Raw genomic sequence first — 16,460 nt, 5'->3', positions numbered from 1 at the left:
ATGACAACCTCGCTGGGAACCACAGCACTGCAGTTCGTTGCCGTCCACCAGACCGATCCGCTGGCGGCGCCGCTGATCGAGGAGCTGGCACTCGAGTATTCGAGCCGGTACGACACCACGCCGGGGCAGATGTACAGCGAGTTGACGTCGTATCCGGCTGACGAGTTCGAGCCACCGGGCGGTGCGCTGGTGGTGGCGATCGCCGAAGGTGTTCCGGTGGCCGGGGGAGCTTTTCGTCAGTACGACTCCACCACTGCGGAATTGAAACGCATCTGGACGTCGGCCTCGCACCGTAAGAGGGGTTACGGAAAGCTCGTCGTTGCCGAACTCGAGCGTATCGCGTCCGAGCGGGGTTACCGCCGTGTCTACCTGACCACCGGATGGAATCAGCCCGAGGCTGTTGCGCTGTACCTGTCCACCGGGTACACAGCGCTCTACGATCGGTCGCTGCCCTCGGCGGAAGTCGGCGTTCACCCGTTCGAGAAGTCCTTGAGCTGTGAGGGCGCAGAATGAAGTTTCTGCTGATGAGCCTCATCGCCCACCGACCGGATCCGATCTCGCAGGAGAAGAAGAGTCCTGCGGAGAGGTTCACGGATGTGGTCGAGACTGCAGTTCTCGCAGAAGAACTGGGTTTCGACGGATTCGCGGTCGGTGAACGTCACGAGGACCCGTTCATCTCGTCGTCGCCGCCGGTGGTGCTCAGCAACATCGCGGCTCGTACGTCGCGGATCGGGTTGTTCACCGCCGTCACGACGCTGAGTCTGTTGGATCCGGTTCGAGCGTTCGAGGATTACTCGACGCTGGACAACCTGTCGGGTGGCAGGCTCGAACTGATCATTGGCAAGGGGAACGGTAGCGCGCAGGCAGATCTGTTCCATGTCACCCCGGACGATCAGTGGGACCGTAACCGCGAAGGTTACGAGTTGTTCCGCATGCTCTGGGAGAGCGAGACCGTGACGTGGTCCGGTCGGTTCCGCCCGTCGTTGAACAACGCCAAGGCGCTCCCGCGTCCGCTGCAGGAGCGCATCAGAATCTGGCACGGTAGCGCAACCAGCACCGAGTCCGTGGATCTTGCTGCGCGCTATGGTGATCCGCTGTTCTCGGCGAACGTCAGCAACCCTGTTCAGCCGTACGCCGAGCTCATACGCTACTACCGCGAGAGGTGGGAGCACTACGGGCGTGCTCCACAGGACGCACTCGTCGGCGCAGGCACAGCAGGCTTCCACGTGGCGCCGACCTCGCAGGAAGCTCTCGCTGCGTACCGCTTCACCTTCGAGGCACGCCTCGCGGCGCAGCGTAAAGCCGGTCTGCCCGTCGTCTTCGACACGTTGGAGGACCTGGTGGAGCGCAGCTCGGCGTTGATCGGCAGTCCTGAGCAGGTGATCGACAAGGTCGGCCGCTACCACGAACGGTTCGGCCACGAGGTGATCCACCTCAGCGCCGATGCCGACGGTGTGACCGCATCTCAACAGCGCCGCAGTCTGGAACTTTTTCAGTCCGACGTGGCTCCCGTTCTGCGCCACCGCATTCCCAGCCGGCCGCTGGTTTCCGAAAGTTCTCCGAAAGAGGTTCTGGTATGAGCATTTTCGCCCTCGGTATCGAGCTGGACGGGGAGGGAACGCATCCAGCGGCATGGCGTCGGGCGGCGCATGCACCGAGCGAATCCCTGTCCGGTCGAGTGCTCGGCCGCCGCGTCGCTGCCGCGGAGAACGCAGGATTCACGTTCGCGACGTTCGACGACTCCATCGTGGCTCCCACCGGGGACGTGAGCGCCCGGGTCGACGCCGTCAACCGCGCGTCGTTCGTTGCTGCGACCACGTCGACGATCGGGTTGGTTCCCGTCGTCGGGACCACCTACGCCGAGCCGTTCCACACCGCCTCGCAGCTCGCCACGCTGGACTACGCGTCCCGTGGCCGCGGCGGATGGATTCCGGTGCGGGTCGACGACGCTGCTGCGGCGCGGGCGTGGGGCCGTCCACTCGTCGAATCTGCGGTGGACCTGGACCGCGAACAGGCGGACACCATCACCGTCGTACGGCAGTTGTGGGATTCGTGGGAGGACGATGCCGTTGTGCGTGACGTCGCGACCGGACGCTTCCTGGACCGAGACAAGCTGCACTACGTGGACTTCGAGGGCGAGAGCTTCTCGGTGAAGGGCCCGGCGATCGTGCCGAGGCCGCCGCAGGGGCAGTTGGTCGTCTTCGGTACCGAAGACGACCGGGATCAGGTCGACGTCGTGCTCGAGTCGAACGAGAGCACACACCGCGGCGACGGGCTCACGTTCCTCGAACTGGACGTCACGCTCGACGCGTCCGGCGTCACGGCGTCCGAACGTACGGAGCTGTTGAATTCGCAGGGGAGTGCGCCGACGAGCGGACGGCTTGAATACGTCGGTGACGCGGCCGGATTGGTGAACCTTCTGACCGACATCGCAACGCGATACGACGGCGTTCGCCTGTTTCCGACCGTCGTCGACGAGGACCTTCCGGCCCTCGCGCGCTACGTTCTACCGCCGCTGTTGAAGTCAGGTGTTGCACATCGACCCGTACCCGGATCGACGTTGCGCGCCAACCTCGGACTGACTCGGCCCGCCAACCGCTACGAAAGGGTCTGACATGAGCCCGTACCGCCCCGACGCCCAGGTTCACTTCGGTGTCTTCTTCCAAGGCGTCAATCACACCACCATCTGGTCGGATTCGGCCAGCGGTTCGCAGATCGACTTCGAGACGTTCCGCCGGATGATCACGACCGCGGAACGGGGACTGTTCGACGCGTTCTTCCTCGGTGAAGGCCTGCGCCTGCGCGAGCAGGAAGGCAAGATACTCGACCTGGACATCGCGGGCCGTCCCGACGCGATCGCGCAATTGTCCGCGTTGGCCGGCATCACGTCTCGGATCGGCCTGGTCGCGACTCAGAACACGACGTACAACGAGCCGGGTGATCTCGCGCGTCGTCTGGCCGGCCTGGATGTTCTGTCCGACGGCCGGGCGGGATGGAATGCCGTCACCACCGACAATGCGTGGACGGGTGAGAACTTCCGGCGCGGCGGCTTTCTCGACCACGAACTGCGTTACGAGCGAGCCGGACAGTTCATCCGGACTGCCCGTGCCATCTGGGATTCCTGGTCGGACAACGCACTCGCGACCTCGCGTGACAGCCAGTACTGGGCCGAGAAGAACGCCGTCCAGCGGGTGTCGAGAACGACGTCCCAGTTCGACCTCGAGATCGATGCGACTCTGCCACGCAGCGCGCAGGGGCATCCCGTCATCTTCCAAGCCGGTGACTCGTCGACCGGTCGCGATTTCGCTGCTGCGAACGCCGACGTCATCTTCTCTCGACACGGAACCGATTTCGACGAGGCACTGACTTTCGCCGACGACATCCGCGCCCGGCTTCGCACCGCGGGTCGTCCGGAGGACGACATCAAGATTCTTCCCGGTACTCAGATCGTGTTGGCGGAGAACGCGTCCGAGGTGGAGGAGAAGGAGCGGTGGGTTCGGGAGGGACAGTTCACCGGTCCGACCGCGCTGTCGCTCGTCGGCCTCGTCTGGGGCAAGGATCTGTCCGATCGCGACCCGGACGGGCCGTTGCCCTCCGAGGATCCAGTATCGGCGCCGATCTCCGGAACCCGGGGTGCGTTCCGAGACGGCAAGGATCCCAACGCGATCGCCAAGGAGTGGCGCGCATTGGCCGAGGCCAAGAACCTCTCGCTACGCGAGGTCGCCATCGAGACGACGGCGCGCTCCGGGTTCGCCGGTACGCCAGGGCAGGTCGCCGACGAGCTCACGAAATGGGTCCGCGAAGGAGCGACGGACGGATTCAACATCTCGCCGTACATCGTCCCCGGTGGCCTCGACGAGATCGTCGACTGGCTGGTTCCGGAACTGCAGGAGCGCGGTGCGTACCGGACCGAGTACACGGAGACCACGTTGCGTGGCCATCTCGGTCTTCGCGAACCGTTGACGTGGAGAAAGACCGGTGAGACCGATAGCAGCGCTGCAGGCTGATCTCGAGCAGCAACGAACCGGTGTCTCGCGAAAGGACGTATACGTCTGCGCGGCAGCGGGGTTCACCACCCTTCTGGACTCCGCGGTTCTGAGTATCGGCGTGCCCGCGATCCGGTCGTCACTGGATGCGGGCACGTCCGAGGTTCAGTGGATTCTGGCGAGTTACTCCCTGACGTTCGGTCTCGCGCTGGTACCGGCGGGCAGGCTGGGCGACGTCATCGGGCGACGACGGTTGTTCCTCGCAGGACTCGGTGTGTTCTCCGTCATGGGCCTGATCGGGGCAGGTGCGGCCGAGCCGTGGATGATCGTCGCAGCGCGGCTGGGACAGGGGATAGGTGCCGGCACCGTCAGCTCGCAGGTTCTGGGCATCATCACCGATCGGTACAGTGGCCGCGAACGCGCGAAGGCACTCGGTGTCTACAGCACGGCGGGCGGCCTGGCAGGCCTCTGTGGTCCGATCCTCGGCGGAACGCTTCTCGGCGTTGCCGATCCAGACGTCGGCTGGCGCCTGCTGTTGCTGCTCAACGTCCCGTTCGCCGTAGCGACCCTGATCGCGGGTTCCCTGTGGCTACGCAGGGATTCCAGTAGACGCTCCGGCGCCAGCATCGACGTGCTCGGCCTCCTCGCTCTCGGTGTCGCGACGCTGCTGCTGTTGCTGCCCATGGTGTCTTCGCTCGGCGCGGTGTTCTCGACCCTGTCGGTGGTCGGATCGGTGGGACTGCTGGTGGGCTTCTGGTTCTGGGAGAAGCGTTTCGCGTCGAGGGGCGGCACACCCGTTCTCCTGCCTGCACTGCTGGCCGCCAAGGGATACACGCTGGGGACGGCCGTTGCGATGTTCTGGTTCGGCGCCGTGCTGGCGCTGCAGGCGGTGCTGAGTCTCTACCTCATCGAGGGCCTGGGATACCCCGCGCTGCAGGCCGCTCTGATCATGGTCGGCAGTTCGATTCTGATGGCGGTGACGTCTGCGTTCGGATGGAGGGTCGTAGCGAAGTTCGGCCGCAGTGCCGTGGTCGGTGCGATCGTGCTCGAACTGTTCGTGGTGGCCGGCTATATCGGCGTGATCGCATACCTGCCCCGGGGTGCGACGGTACCGGCGTTCGTCGTGCTCGCGGTGTTGTCCGGCGTGGCAAGTGGATTCGTGGACGCACCGAATCGCGCGATGACGCTCGAGTACTCGCCTCCCCAGGCCAACGGCGTCGCGGCCGGATTTCTGCAACTGTCCCAACGACTTTCGGCAACAATTTCCCTTGCCGCGGTGCCGGGCATCTACCTGGGGGTTCTCGCGGCCGACGACAACGACTTCGGGCGTGCGGCAGGCCTCGGACTCGGGGTCAGTGGCATGATGCTGATCGGGTCTCTCGTATGTGCAGTGGCGGACAGCCGGCGTAGAGCTGATCGGAGACAGCAGTGACACGAACAGAAGCGACACGAACAGAAGTGAGCCAGAAGGCCTCGGTGACACCGAAGTTCTCGTGGTTTCTCCCGACGGGCGGTGACGACGAACGTCTGGGTGGTGCGTCGCACGGTGTCGGCATCGGGGCCACCGGAGTCGTCGTTGCGGACACCGGCCACCGGGAGGCGTCGCTCGACTACCTCACGCAGGTCGCGCAGACCGTCGATCGGCTGGGTTTTCACGCGGTTCTGACGCCGACGGGTGCGCATTGCGAGGACGCGTGGCTGGTGACGTCGGCGCTGATTTCGGCGACGAAGAATCTGAAGTTCCTGGTGGCTTTTCGTCCCGGTGCCGTGGCGCCCGTTCTGTCCGCGCAGATGGTGAGTACGTTCCAACGATTGTCGGCCGGACGCGCGTTGTTGAATGTCGTCGTCGGTGGAGACGACGCCGAGCAGCGAGCGTACGGCGACACGCTGGACAAGCAGTCGCGGTACCGTCGAGCGCAGGAGTTCCTCCAGATCGCGCGAGCCGTGGGCGACGGCGAGGCAGTCTCGGTGCACAGTGAGTTCTACGAGGTGGACCGGCCTGCAGGTGGATTCGGCGGGTACGCATCTACTCCGCTGCCCGAGGTGTACCTGGGCGGGTCCTCGCCGGAGGCGATCGACGTCGCAGCCTCCGAGGCGGACGTGTTTCTCACCTGGGGAGAACCGCCCGCGCAGGTCGCGGACAAGCTCGCCACGGTCAAGGCCGCCGCGAGGGAGAAGGGGCGGAGCATTCGCGGCGGGATTCGCCTGCACGTGGTGACGAGGGAAACCAGTGAGGAGGCGTGGCAGGTCGCGGAGAATCTGATCTCGGGTGTCGACGACGAACTCGTAACGCGGCGCCAGAAAGCGTTGCGCAGCATCGGGTCCGAAGGGCAGCGTCGAATGCTGGATCTGCACGGTGGGGATCGAACGAAGCTTGTGGTCGGACCCAATCTGTGGGCCGGATTCGGGCTCGTTCGCGGCGGAGCGGGCACGGCCCTCGTCGGGAGCCACGACGAGGTGGCCGAGCGAATCCGCGAGTACGTCGACGTCGGGATCGAGGAGTTCATCTTCTCCGGCTATCCGCACCTCGAGGAGGCCGAGCACTTCGGGGAAGTACTGCGCAAGAACTTCGCCTAGTTTGTCGGTAGGAAACCGACCCAATTGGCGCAGCCCGACCGCGTCGTCGTAGACTCGTCGGCGAAACACCATCCAGAGCGACCGAGAGACCTGGCTCTACGACGTCGCAGCAACCCCCCGCGGGGTGAAACACGCGGGTGAGGGTGCTACCGCCGGGACCGATGGAGGAACGATGACCACCACGCAGCTCAGCGAGGGCTTCGTCACGGCCTGGGGCCGTATTCACGTGGATCTGTGCCGGTTGACCGGTTCGATCTGTCGCGGCTGAGTTCTCACTCGGTCTGCTGTTCTCTCCATCCCTCTCCGCCTGACTCGGCGCGCCTGCGTGCGCGTCGACGGCGTCCTATCAAGATCCGGAGTATCTCGGTGTCTTCACGTTCCGTTTTTGCAGGTGTCAGCGCTGTCGCTGCCCTGAGTGTCGTGCTCACAGCCTGCGGAGGTGGCGGGGCAACCACCTCGGCCGATGCCGGAGAGCCCACTGCCGGCGGCACTCTGCGCTACGGATTGTCGGGTGCTCCCACCTGCTCGGACCCCGCTCAGTCCGGGACCAACCAGACCATCTACGTCGTCAGGCAAGTCGTCGACTCGCTGACGGATCAGGATTCGGAGACGGGGGAGATCACTCCGTGGCTCGCGGAGAGCTGGGAGGTGGCACCCGACGCGTCGTCGTTCACGTTCAAGCTGAAGGACGGTGTCACCTTCAGCGACGGCACACCGGTCGACGCGGAGGCGGTGAAGGCCAATTTCGACTCGATCGTGAACATCCTGACCACGGCCAAGTCGCCGCTCGGTGGTAGCTACCTGTCGGGTTACCAGGGCACCACCGTCGTCGACCCGCTCACTGCGCAGGTCGACTTCGACGGCCCGAACGCACAGTTCCTGCAGGCGACGTCGACGGCGCAGTTGGGCCTTCAGGCGCTGTCCACCGTTGCCAAGCCTGCCGAGGAACGGTGCGACGGCTCCAACGTCGGCAGCGGGCCGTTCACCTACGCCGATTATCAGCAGGACAAGTCGGTCACGTTGGCCAAGCGCACCGGGTACGACTGGGGCTCGGACGTGTTCGGACACGAGGGCGAGGCATACCTCGACACGATCGAGTTCACCGTCGTACCCGAGTCGGGTGTGCGTACCGGCAGCTTGTCCTCCAACCAGCTCGACGCCATCTCCGACGCGCTTCCTCAGGACGCGCCGCAGATCGAGGCCACCGGAGGGCAGATTCTGACGACGTCCAACCCGGGCACACCGTTCGGCTTCCAACCCAACGTCACTCGCGGGGTGCTGCAGGATCCGGAGGTCCGTAAGGCGCTGGTGCCGGCGATCAACCGTCAGGAACTGATCGACACCATTCTCGGACCCGACTTCAAGGTCGCGACGAGCACGCTGGCCAGCAAGACCCCCGGTTACACGGAGTTGGCGGACGTCACGTACGACCCGGAGAAGGCGAAATCGATTCTCGACGCAGCAGGCTGGGTGCCCGGTGCCGACGGAATCCGCGAGAAGGACGGCCAGAAGCTCTCGTTCAAGGTCATGTTCAGCGCGGTGTTCGCCGGTAATCAGGCGATCCTCGAACTGACGCAGCAGCAGCTTCGCGACGTCGGAGTGGATCTGCAGCTCGAGCTCGTTTCCAATTCCGAGGCCACGGCGCGTCAGGGGACGAAGGACTACGACTCGACGTACTACAACAGCACCCGCGCCGACGGCGACATCCTGCGTACGTCCTTCGCCGTGGACGGGCGAAACCTCAACGCCCGCGGACCGATTCCCGACCTCGACGCCTCGCTCGACGAGGAGTTGGCCACCACCGACACCGCTGCCAGGAACGAGATCATCGCTACCGCGCAGCAGCAGGTTCTCGACAACGGACTGTGGATTCCGACGATCGAACTGTCGCAGGCCATCGGTGCCGGACCGAACGTGCAGGACCTGAAGTTCGAGGCGTCGGCCCGGCTGCAGTTCTTCGACACCTGGCTGAGCGGACAATAACCATGATTCGTTATCTCGCACTGCGCGTCGTGCAGGCCGTCCTCGTTCTCTGGGCGGCGTTCACGATCTCGTTCATCGTGCTGTTCCTTCTGCCGTCGGACCCTGTCAGCATCGCCGCCGACTCGGCGGGGTCCGGTACGCCCGTCGACGCGGCGGCCATCGCCGAGTTGCAGGCGCGATACGGACTGGATCAGCCGGTGTGGGTGCAGTACTGGAACTCTCTGAGCGGTGCAGTGCGAGGTGACTTCGGGTTTTCCATCGCCACCGGTCAGAAGGTCACGACGGCCATCCTCGACGCACTGCCGAGCACCCTGGCGTTGGCGACGACCGGGCTGGTGCTGTCGCTGATCTTCGGCGGATCGGTTGCCTTCCTGGCCACCTACACGCGTGTCCAGTGGCTGCGTACCCTTCTGTTCTCCATCCCGCCGTTGGGCGTTGCGGTGCCGACCTTCTGGGTCGGGCTGCTTCTGCTGCAGGTGTTCTCGTTCCAACTCAGGATCTTCCCCGCGTTCGGTGACCAGGGAGCGTCGTCGCTCGTGCTGCCTGCGATCACGCTCGCGTTGCCGACGGGTGCCGTGATCGCTCAGGTTCTCGCCACGTCGATGACCACGACGTGGAAGCAACCGTTCGTCGAATCTGCCCGTGCCAAGGGAGTGTCACGTCTGCGAGTACAGACCAAGCACGTCGTGCGGCTGTCCTCGATTCCGGCCTTCACCATCGCCGGTGTACTCGTCGGCAACCTGCTCGCCGGATCGGTCGTCGTGGAGACGGTCTTCTCCAGGGCCGGTGTCGGCAGGTTGACTCAGACGTCCGTTCTGGCGCAGGACATTCCCGTGGTGCAGGGCATCGTCGTTCTGACGTCGCTGGTGTTCGTTCTGGTCAACCTGCTGGTCGACCTGTTCTATCCGTTGATAGACCCTCGGATCGTGTCCGAGTACAAGCAGTCCGCTCCCGCGAAGGAGAAGGCACATGTCTGACATCCTGACCCGCGTCGAGACGGTCGCCACCGCTGAAACCGTCGTCCCGAAGCCGAACCCTGTTCGTCGTAGACCGCGTGTGCGGTCACTGGTGAAGAACATCTGGCTGGCGCTGTCGGTCGTCGTACTGGTTCTCGCCGTCGGCTTCGCATTGTTTCCCTCGCTCTTCGCCAGTGGGGACCCTCTGAAGGGAACGCCTGCGGACAAATTGCAAGGGCCGAGCGCGGCGCACTGGTTCGGAACCGACAACATCGGACGTGACCTCTACACCCGCGTCGTCCACGGTGCCGGGTTGTCGCTCACCGCAACGTTGTTCGCGGTCGCGATTGCACTCGTGGCCGGATCGCTGATCGGTCTGCTCGCAGGCGCCGTCGGCGGCGTCGTCGACGCGATCCTGATGCGCATCGTCGACGTGCTGCTGTCGATTCCCGCACTTCTGCTCTCGCTGGCGCTGGTCACGGCGCTCGGGTTCGGTACACGCAACGTCGCCATCGCTGTCGGTGTCTCCCTCGTCGCGAACTTCGCGCGCGTCATGCGCTCCGAAGTGCTGCGGGTGCGGCAGTCGCTGTACGTCGAAGCCGCCTACGCCTCCGGCGTCCGGTGGTACGACGTGTTCGGGCGCCACATTCTCCGCAACTCCTACGGACCGGTCATCGCCCTTGCCGCAGTGGAATTCGGCCAGGCGGTGCTGGCGGTGTCCGCCCTCAGTTTCCTCGGATTCGGCGCTGTTCCACCGACACCCGAGTGGGGATCGTTGATCTCCGAGGGCCGGAGTTTCCTGGCCACCGCATGGTGGATGACCACACTGCCCGGCCTGGTGATCGTGGCCGTCGTCCTGTCGGCGCACCGCGTCGGCCACGCAATCGAGGGAGGCACACGATGAGCCCCATTCTGGAAGTCGAGAACCTCCAGGTGGACTACGGCAACGGTGCCGCGGTCCGAGGAGTGTCGCTGACAGTCGAGCGCGGCGAAGTGGTGGCGGTGGTGGGTGAGTCCGGATCGGGCAAATCGACGACGGCACACGCGATCATCGGTCTGCTTCCCGGCGCGGGTCGCATCACGTCCGGCGAAGTCCGCTTCGACGGCAAGCGGATCGACGATGCCTCCGAGAAGGTGCTGGACCGCCTGCGCGGGGCTCACATCGGTCTGGTTCCCCAGGACCCGACGACGTCGCTCAACCCGGTCATCCGAGTCGGTGAGCAGGTGGCCGAGGTGCTCCGCGTGCACGGGCTGGCCACCAAGCGGTCGGCGAAGCTCGAAGCGATCAGGATCCTCACCGAGGCCGGGATCGACAACCCCGAGGTGCGGGCCCAGCAGTACCCGCAGGATCTCTCGGGCGGTCAGCGTCAACGCGTTCTCATCGGCATCGCACTGGCATGCACGCCCGAGCTCGTGATCGCCGACGAGCCCACGTCCGCGCTCGACGTCACCGTGCAGCGCCGCATCCTCGACCACCTGGACGCCCGTATCGCCGAGACGGGGACGGCCGTTCTGCTCATCACGCACGACCTCGGGGTCGCTGCCGACCGCGCCGACCGGCTCGTCGTCATGAGCAAGGGTGAAATCGTCGAGACCGGGCGTACCTCCGAAGTTCTCGCGAACCCGAAGCACGAGTACACGAGGTCGCTGCTGGCAGCCGCACCCAGCCTGGGGACGGCACTGCGGCCGGCCAGGCCGTCGACGACACCGATTCTGACGGCCACCGAGGTGTCCAAGACGTTCCGAATCGGACGGCAGGAGTGGAGCCTGCGGAACGATCCGAAAGGCGGTGTGCACCTCGATGCGGTGAAGGCTGCGTCGTTGACGGTCGAACGTGGGCGGACACTGTCGCTCGTGGGGGAGTCCGGATCCGGCAAGTCGACGTTGGCGCGCATCACCATCGGGTTGGAGAAGCCGACGTCCGGGCGCGTCGAGTTCGACGGGACCGAGGTGACGGGCTTGCGTGGCTCGCGGCTTCGTGATCTTCGCCGACGCGTTCAGATCGTGTACCAGAACCCCTACGCCTCGCTCAACCCGAAACTGACCGTCGAGCAGATCATCGAGGAACCACTCGACGCGTTCAAGGTCGGGACGAGTGCCGAGCGTTCGGCGCGGACCGCGGAGCTGTTGAATCGAGTCGCGTTGCCTGCCGACTACTCCCGGCGCAAACCCGCGGAACTGTCCGGCGGGCAACGCCAGCGCGTTGCGATCGCGCGAGCGCTGGCACTCAGGCCGGACCTGGTGGTTCTGGACGAACCGGTGTCCGCACTCGACGTCTCGGTGCAGGCTCAGATTCTGGACCTTCTCGACGAGTTGCAGACCGGACTGGACCTGAGCTACCTGTTCATTTCGCACGACCTCGCCGTCGTGCGGCAGATCAGCGACACCGTCGCGGTGATGCAATCCGGGACGATCGTCGAATACGGGCCGACGGCACAGATATTCGATTCGCCACAGCGTGAGTACACCCGTGAGTTGCTGGCGGCCATTCCCGGCAACTCGCGCCCGAGAAGTCACGACAAGGAGACCGCAGGTGCCCGATAAGTTCTTGATCGCCGTCGAACTGCGCGGAGCCGGAATTCACCCGCATGCCTGGCGGCGGGAGGATTCTCGCGCCGAGGAACTGTTCACCGCGCAGTACTGGACCGATCACATCGAGGCGGCCGACCGCGCAGGGATCGACATCGCGTTCCTCCCCGACGCATTCGCGCTTCAGAGCGGTGATGGCGTCGAACTGGGCAGGATCGAGGCGGCGGCGATCGCCGCACGGGCTGCCGCGGGCACCCGCTCGATCGGCCTCGTCCCGACGGTGACCGTCACGCACACCGAGCCGTTCCACGTGTCGAAGCAGATCGCGAGCATCGACTACGCATCGTCGGGTCGCGCAGGCTGGGAAGTCGCTGTCTCGCAGGACGCCGACGAAGCGACGCTGTTCGGGCGCAAGGGCCCGCAGACCGTCGACGAACTCTGGAATGAGGCCGACGACGCCGCCGAGGTCGTCACCCGGTTGTGGGACAGCTGGGAGGACGACGCGGAGATTCGCGACGCGTCCACCGGACGCTTCATCGACCGAGACAAACTGCACTACATCGACTTCGAGGGCGACTACTTCTCGGTGAAGGGCCCGTCCATCACGCCGCGCCCGCCGCAGGGGCAGCCGATCGTCGTCGTCCGGGCCGAGGACGACCCGTCCACGGCCGTTGCCGCCAAGCGCGCGGACATCGCGCGAATCTCCGCGCCGACGATCGACGACGCAGCCGTCGTGGCCGCGCGGGTGCGTCGTGCCGTCGTGGCCGAGGGACGTGACCCTGCCGAGGTTCACGTGGTGCTCGATCTCGAAGTGCACGTCTCGGATACCGCGGCGGCCGACGTCGATCAGCTGAACAGCTGGTCGCCGTACGTGCCGGACTCGGTGAGCTTCCGGGGGAACGCCGCGGAACTGCAGGAGTTGCTCGACGGCCTCGCCGCATCCGGCGTCGTCGACGGCGTGACCCTGCGACCGTTGGCGCTCGCCCAGTCGGTCGAGGCCATCACGACCGATGTCGTACCCGGCTTGGCCTGGCACGATGGTGCAACGCCCCGTCTGCGCCCCGGTCCGCTGCTGCGCAGCAGGCTCGGCCTTGCACGACCGGAGAACCGATACGCAGTACGCCGTCAGGCAGCACAGGGAGCGTCGAAATGAGCGCGATCAAGAAGCAAATCCATCTGGGAGCGCACTTCCCGGGTGTCAACAACACGACGGTGTGGCAGGACCCGGAATCGAAGAGCCAGATCGAGTTCGACTCGTTCGTCCACCTCGCGGAGACCGCGGAGCGCGGGTTGTTCGACTTCTTCTTTCTGGCCGAAGGGTTGCGGCTGCGCGAGCACCGAGGCCGTATCCACGACCTGGACGTCGTCGGTCGTCCCGACACGTTGATCGTGCTCAACGCGTTGGCCTCCGTCACCACGCATCTCGGGCTGGCCGGCACCATCAACACGACGTTCAACGAGCCGTTCGAGCTGGCGAAGCAGTTCGCGACGCTCGATCACCTGTCCGGTGGCCGCGCGGCGTGGAACATGGTGACCTCGTCGGATGCGTTCACCGGCGAGAACTTCCGCCGCGGTGGATATCTGGACCGAGCGGATCGGTACGTCCGTGCTCGCGAGATCATCGACACGGCCCGAGAGCTCTGGGACAGCTGGTCACCCGACGCGCTCGTCGTCGATCGAGAGAACGGGGTGTTCGCACGTCGCGAGCACATCGCACAGGTCCGCCACACCGGACCGCAGTTCGACATCGATGCGGCGTTCACGGTGCCACGTAGCCCGCAGGGTCACCCGGTGCTTCTGCAGGCGGGCGATTCCGACGAGGGACGCGAGTTCGGTGCCGCGAAGGCCGACGCCATCTTCACCGTCCACGGCACGCTCGAGGCGGGGCAGGCGTTCTACTCCGACGTTAAGGGCAGGCTGGCGAAGTACGGCCGGGAGCGTGACGATCTGAAGGTCCTTCCCGCCGCGACGTTCGTCCTCGGCGACACTGCCGAGGACGCGGAGGAGCGAGCCGACGCCATCCGCCACCAGCAGGTCGGGCCGCAGACAGCGATTTCGTTCCTGGAGCAGGTGTGGGGGCGTGACCTGTCGGAATACGATCCCGACGGTCCTCTTCCCGACGAAGACCCGACGGACGACGTCAACATCACCCGAGGCCGGGTCCGCCACGCCGATCCGGTGCAGGTTGCGCGCGACTGGCGTGAGCGGGCCGAGTCGAAGGGTCTGAGCATCCGCGAACTGATCATCGAGGTCACCACGCGTCAGCAGTTCGTCGGCACGCCTGCACAGGTGGCCGAGGAGATCGACAGTTACGTACAGAACGACGCGAGCGACGGGTTCATCCTCGTCCCGCACATCACCCCGGCGGGGCTGGACGAGTTCGTGGACAAGGTGGTTCCGATTCTGCAGGACCGCGGCAGCTTCCGTACCGAATACTCCGGTACGACGCTGCGCAGCCACCTCTTCGGATCCGATTCCGCCGCGCTGAACCATCCGGACACCGAGCGAGAAGGAGTGCGAGCATCATGACCGCCACCGTGAACGAGACGTTCGAAGCATCGTGGAACCAGTGGCACAGCGAGCGTGAGAGTTACTACAGCGACCCACTCGGATGGGTGTCGCTCACCGGGCTGTACTGGCTGACGGACGAATTCGAGACCGTCGGAGATCTTCCCGGCCGCTGGCGCGCCGACGAGGATGTCGTTCATGTCGACGGATTGTCGGTCACCACGCTCGAACCGGTCGAGGGCGCACCGGGCATTCTGGTCGAGGACGGTGACCGACGCATCGAGGTCATCCGTCGTACCGGTTCGGTGGCGCTGCGAGTGCACGACCCCGCATCACCTCACCTTCAGGAGTTCTCCGGAATTCCGACCTACGATCCCGACGAGAAATGGTCCGTCGCCGGGACGTTCACGCCGTACCCCGAGGCGAAGATCGTCACCACCGGTGCCGTCGTCGAGGGACTGGAGCACCACCACACCGCGGTCGGTGTCATCGACTTCGAACTGGGCGGAGACAAGCAGCAGTTCGTAGCTTTCGGCGGCAAGGACGGTGGGCTGCGGGTGATGTTCACCGATGCGACGTCGGGTGTGACGACGTACCCGGCCGCGAGGACGCTCGTGGTGACCGATTCGACCGACAGCGGCGAGGTGATCCTGGACTTCAACCGTGCGTCGAACCTGCCGTGCTCGTTCACCGATTACGCGACGTGCCCCGTGGCGCCGGCGGAGAACAAGCTCGCCGTTGCGGTCGAGGCGGGCGAGAAGAATCCGCGTCCGTTCGGCAGCGCGTCGTGAGCAGGGTTCCGCTGTCGGTACTGGATCTGTCGCCGATCAGCGAAGGTTCCACCGCCGCCGAGGCATTGCGCAACACTCTCGACCTGGCGCGTCAGGCAGAGGAATGGGGGTACGAGCGCTACTGGGTCGCCGAGCATCACTTCGTCGCGGCCGCCAGTTCGTCCCCGGCCGTGCTCGTCGGGTTGATCGCGGCCGCCACCAACAGGATTCGCGTCGGGTCGGCGGCCGTACAGATCGGTCATCACACGGCTGCGTCGGTCGTGGAATCGTTCGGCACCGTCGACGCCGTGTATCCCGGTCGTATCGACCTGGGTATCGGACGATCGGGTCAGCGCAGGCAGGAAGCGCTGGCGGGTAAGGACGTTCCGGAGCCCGAGCACGAGGAACGGGTCGTCGACGGCATTCTGTTCCCGAAGCCGTTCCGTTCCGGCAAGCTCGTTCTCTCCGAGCGGGTGCTCGCATCGGGTGAGGTGCTGCAGCAACCACATGCAGTCGCCCCGGATTTCGACACCCAACTGCAGGACGTCCTCGACTTCCTCGGTGGGCGATTCTCCACGTCCGGTGGTGTGGAACTGACGGCCACACCCGGACTCGGTGCGCAGGTCGAAGTCTGGCTCTTCGGTAGCAGCGGTGGCCAGAGCGCACAGGTCGCCGGAGCACGAGGATTGCCCTTCGTCGCCAACTACCATGTCAGTCCCGGTACGACGCTCGACGCCGTCGAGGCCTACCGTGCGGCGTTCGTGCCCTCGGACACCGTGAAGGAGCCGTACGTCGTCGTGTCGGCGGACGTCGTCGTAGCAGACACGGATGCGGACGCGCAGTACCTGGCGTCGTCGTTCGGCCAGTGGGTCCACAGCATCCGTAGTGGGCACGGTGCCATCGCGTATCCGGATCCCAAGACGGCGGCGCCGCTGACCGCGGAGCAGGCGGAGTTGGTGTCGGACCGAGTCGCCACTCAGTTCGTCGGTTCCGCCGTCACGGTGGCGGAGAAGCTCGACGGTCTGCAACGAGCCACGGGAGCCAACGAACTCGTCGTGACCACCGCGACGCACGGACACGGAGACCGGCTGCGGTCCTTCGAACTGCTCGGGAAGGAATGGGGACTGCCACGGCTGCGCGTGTAGGTTCGC

General features: G+C 65.5%; 15 protein-coding genes and 1 riboswitch. All 15 genes read left to right on the top strand.

Going from position 1 to position 16,460, the window contains the following annotated elements:
- Positions 1-513 carry a GNAT family N-acetyltransferase gene (locus H292_RS0106120; protein WP_020110850.1) on the top strand — a complete coding sequence of 171 codons (513 nt, stop codon included), beginning with the start codon at positions 1-3 and terminating at the stop codon, positions 511-513.
- Positions 510-1,580, top strand: coding sequence for an LLM class flavin-dependent oxidoreductase (locus tag H292_RS0106115; RefSeq protein ID WP_020110849.1), 1,071 nt, complete (start codon positions 510-512; stop codon positions 1,578-1,580). The genes H292_RS0106120 and H292_RS0106115 overlap by 4 nt, the downstream gene beginning before the upstream one ends.
- Entirely contained in the window at positions 1,577-2,614 is a 1,038-nt protein-coding gene (locus H292_RS0106110; protein WP_020110848.1) for an LLM class flavin-dependent oxidoreductase, read from the top strand. Before H292_RS0106115 ends, H292_RS0106110 begins: the two co-directional genes overlap by 4 nt.
- Position 2,615: 1 nt before the next feature.
- Positions 2,616-4,007, top strand: a complete 1,392-nt coding sequence (locus tag H292_RS0106105) for an NtaA/DmoA family FMN-dependent monooxygenase (protein WP_020110847.1) — start codon at positions 2,616-2,618, stop codon at positions 4,005-4,007.
- Positions 3,979-5,418 (top strand): MFS transporter, encoded by a 1,440-nt coding sequence (locus H292_RS0106100; RefSeq protein WP_020110846.1) that lies wholly within the window; start codon positions 3,979-3,981, stop codon positions 5,416-5,418. The genes H292_RS0106105 and H292_RS0106100 overlap by 29 nt, the downstream gene beginning before the upstream one ends.
- Positions 5,419-5,462: 44 nt before the next feature.
- The gene (locus H292_RS0106095; protein WP_037188102.1) at positions 5,463-6,563 is read left to right on the top strand and encodes an LLM class flavin-dependent oxidoreductase; all 1,101 of its coding nucleotides are present in this window, start codon (positions 5,463-5,465) and stop codon (positions 6,561-6,563) included.
- Between the two features lie 65 nt (positions 6,564-6,628).
- A riboswitch (SAM riboswitch) is annotated at positions 6,629-6,731 on the top strand.
- Positions 6,732-6,735: 4 nt separating this feature from the next.
- Positions 6,736-6,831: a putative leader peptide gene (locus H292_RS28795; RefSeq protein ID WP_329955143.1), complete on the top strand. Its 96-nt coding sequence runs from the start codon at positions 6,736-6,738 to the stop codon at positions 6,829-6,831.
- Between the two features lie 98 nt (positions 6,832-6,929).
- Positions 6,930-8,546 (top strand): ABC transporter substrate-binding protein, encoded by a 1,617-nt coding sequence (locus H292_RS0106085; protein ID WP_020110843.1) that lies wholly within the window; start codon positions 6,930-6,932, stop codon positions 8,544-8,546.
- A 2-nt stretch (positions 8,547-8,548) separates the two neighbouring features.
- Positions 8,549-9,523, top strand: a complete 975-nt coding sequence (locus H292_RS0106080) for an ABC transporter permease (protein ID WP_020110842.1) — start codon at positions 8,549-8,551, stop codon at positions 9,521-9,523.
- Positions 9,516-10,406, top strand: coding sequence for an ABC transporter permease (locus H292_RS0106075; protein ID WP_020110841.1), 891 nt, complete (start codon positions 9,516-9,518; stop codon positions 10,404-10,406). The genes H292_RS0106080 and H292_RS0106075 overlap by 8 nt, the downstream gene beginning before the upstream one ends.
- On the top strand, positions 10,403-12,046 hold the full coding sequence (locus tag H292_RS0106070; protein WP_020110840.1) for a dipeptide ABC transporter ATP-binding protein: 1,644 nt from the start codon (positions 10,403-10,405) through the stop codon (positions 12,044-12,046). The genes H292_RS0106075 and H292_RS0106070 overlap by 4 nt, the downstream gene beginning before the upstream one ends.
- On the top strand, positions 12,036-13,184 hold the full coding sequence (locus H292_RS0106065; RefSeq protein WP_019663216.1) for an LLM class flavin-dependent oxidoreductase: 1,149 nt from the start codon (positions 12,036-12,038) through the stop codon (positions 13,182-13,184). The genes H292_RS0106070 and H292_RS0106065 overlap by 11 nt, the downstream gene beginning before the upstream one ends.
- Entirely contained in the window at positions 13,181-14,560 is a 1,380-nt protein-coding gene (locus H292_RS0106060) for an NtaA/DmoA family FMN-dependent monooxygenase (RefSeq protein ID WP_019663217.1), read from the top strand. Before H292_RS0106065 ends, H292_RS0106060 begins: the two co-directional genes overlap by 4 nt.
- Entirely contained in the window at positions 14,557-15,330 is a 774-nt protein-coding gene (locus H292_RS28080; RefSeq protein ID WP_020110839.1) for a DUF1684 domain-containing protein, read from the top strand. Before H292_RS0106060 ends, H292_RS28080 begins: the two co-directional genes overlap by 4 nt.
- On the top strand, positions 15,327-16,454 hold the full coding sequence (locus H292_RS0106050; protein ID WP_020110838.1) for an LLM class flavin-dependent oxidoreductase: 1,128 nt from the start codon (positions 15,327-15,329) through the stop codon (positions 16,452-16,454). The genes H292_RS28080 and H292_RS0106050 overlap by 4 nt, the downstream gene beginning before the upstream one ends.
- Positions 16,455-16,460 lie beyond the last annotated feature (6 nt).

The organism is Rhodococcus sp. 114MFTsu3.1 (assembly GCF_000383555.1).
GTDB classification, from domain to species: domain Bacteria; phylum Actinomycetota; class Actinomycetes; order Mycobacteriales; family Mycobacteriaceae; genus Rhodococcoides; species Rhodococcoides fascians_E.
Note: the sequence above shows the minus strand (reverse complement) of the source record. Positions and strands in the feature narration are given on the sequence as shown.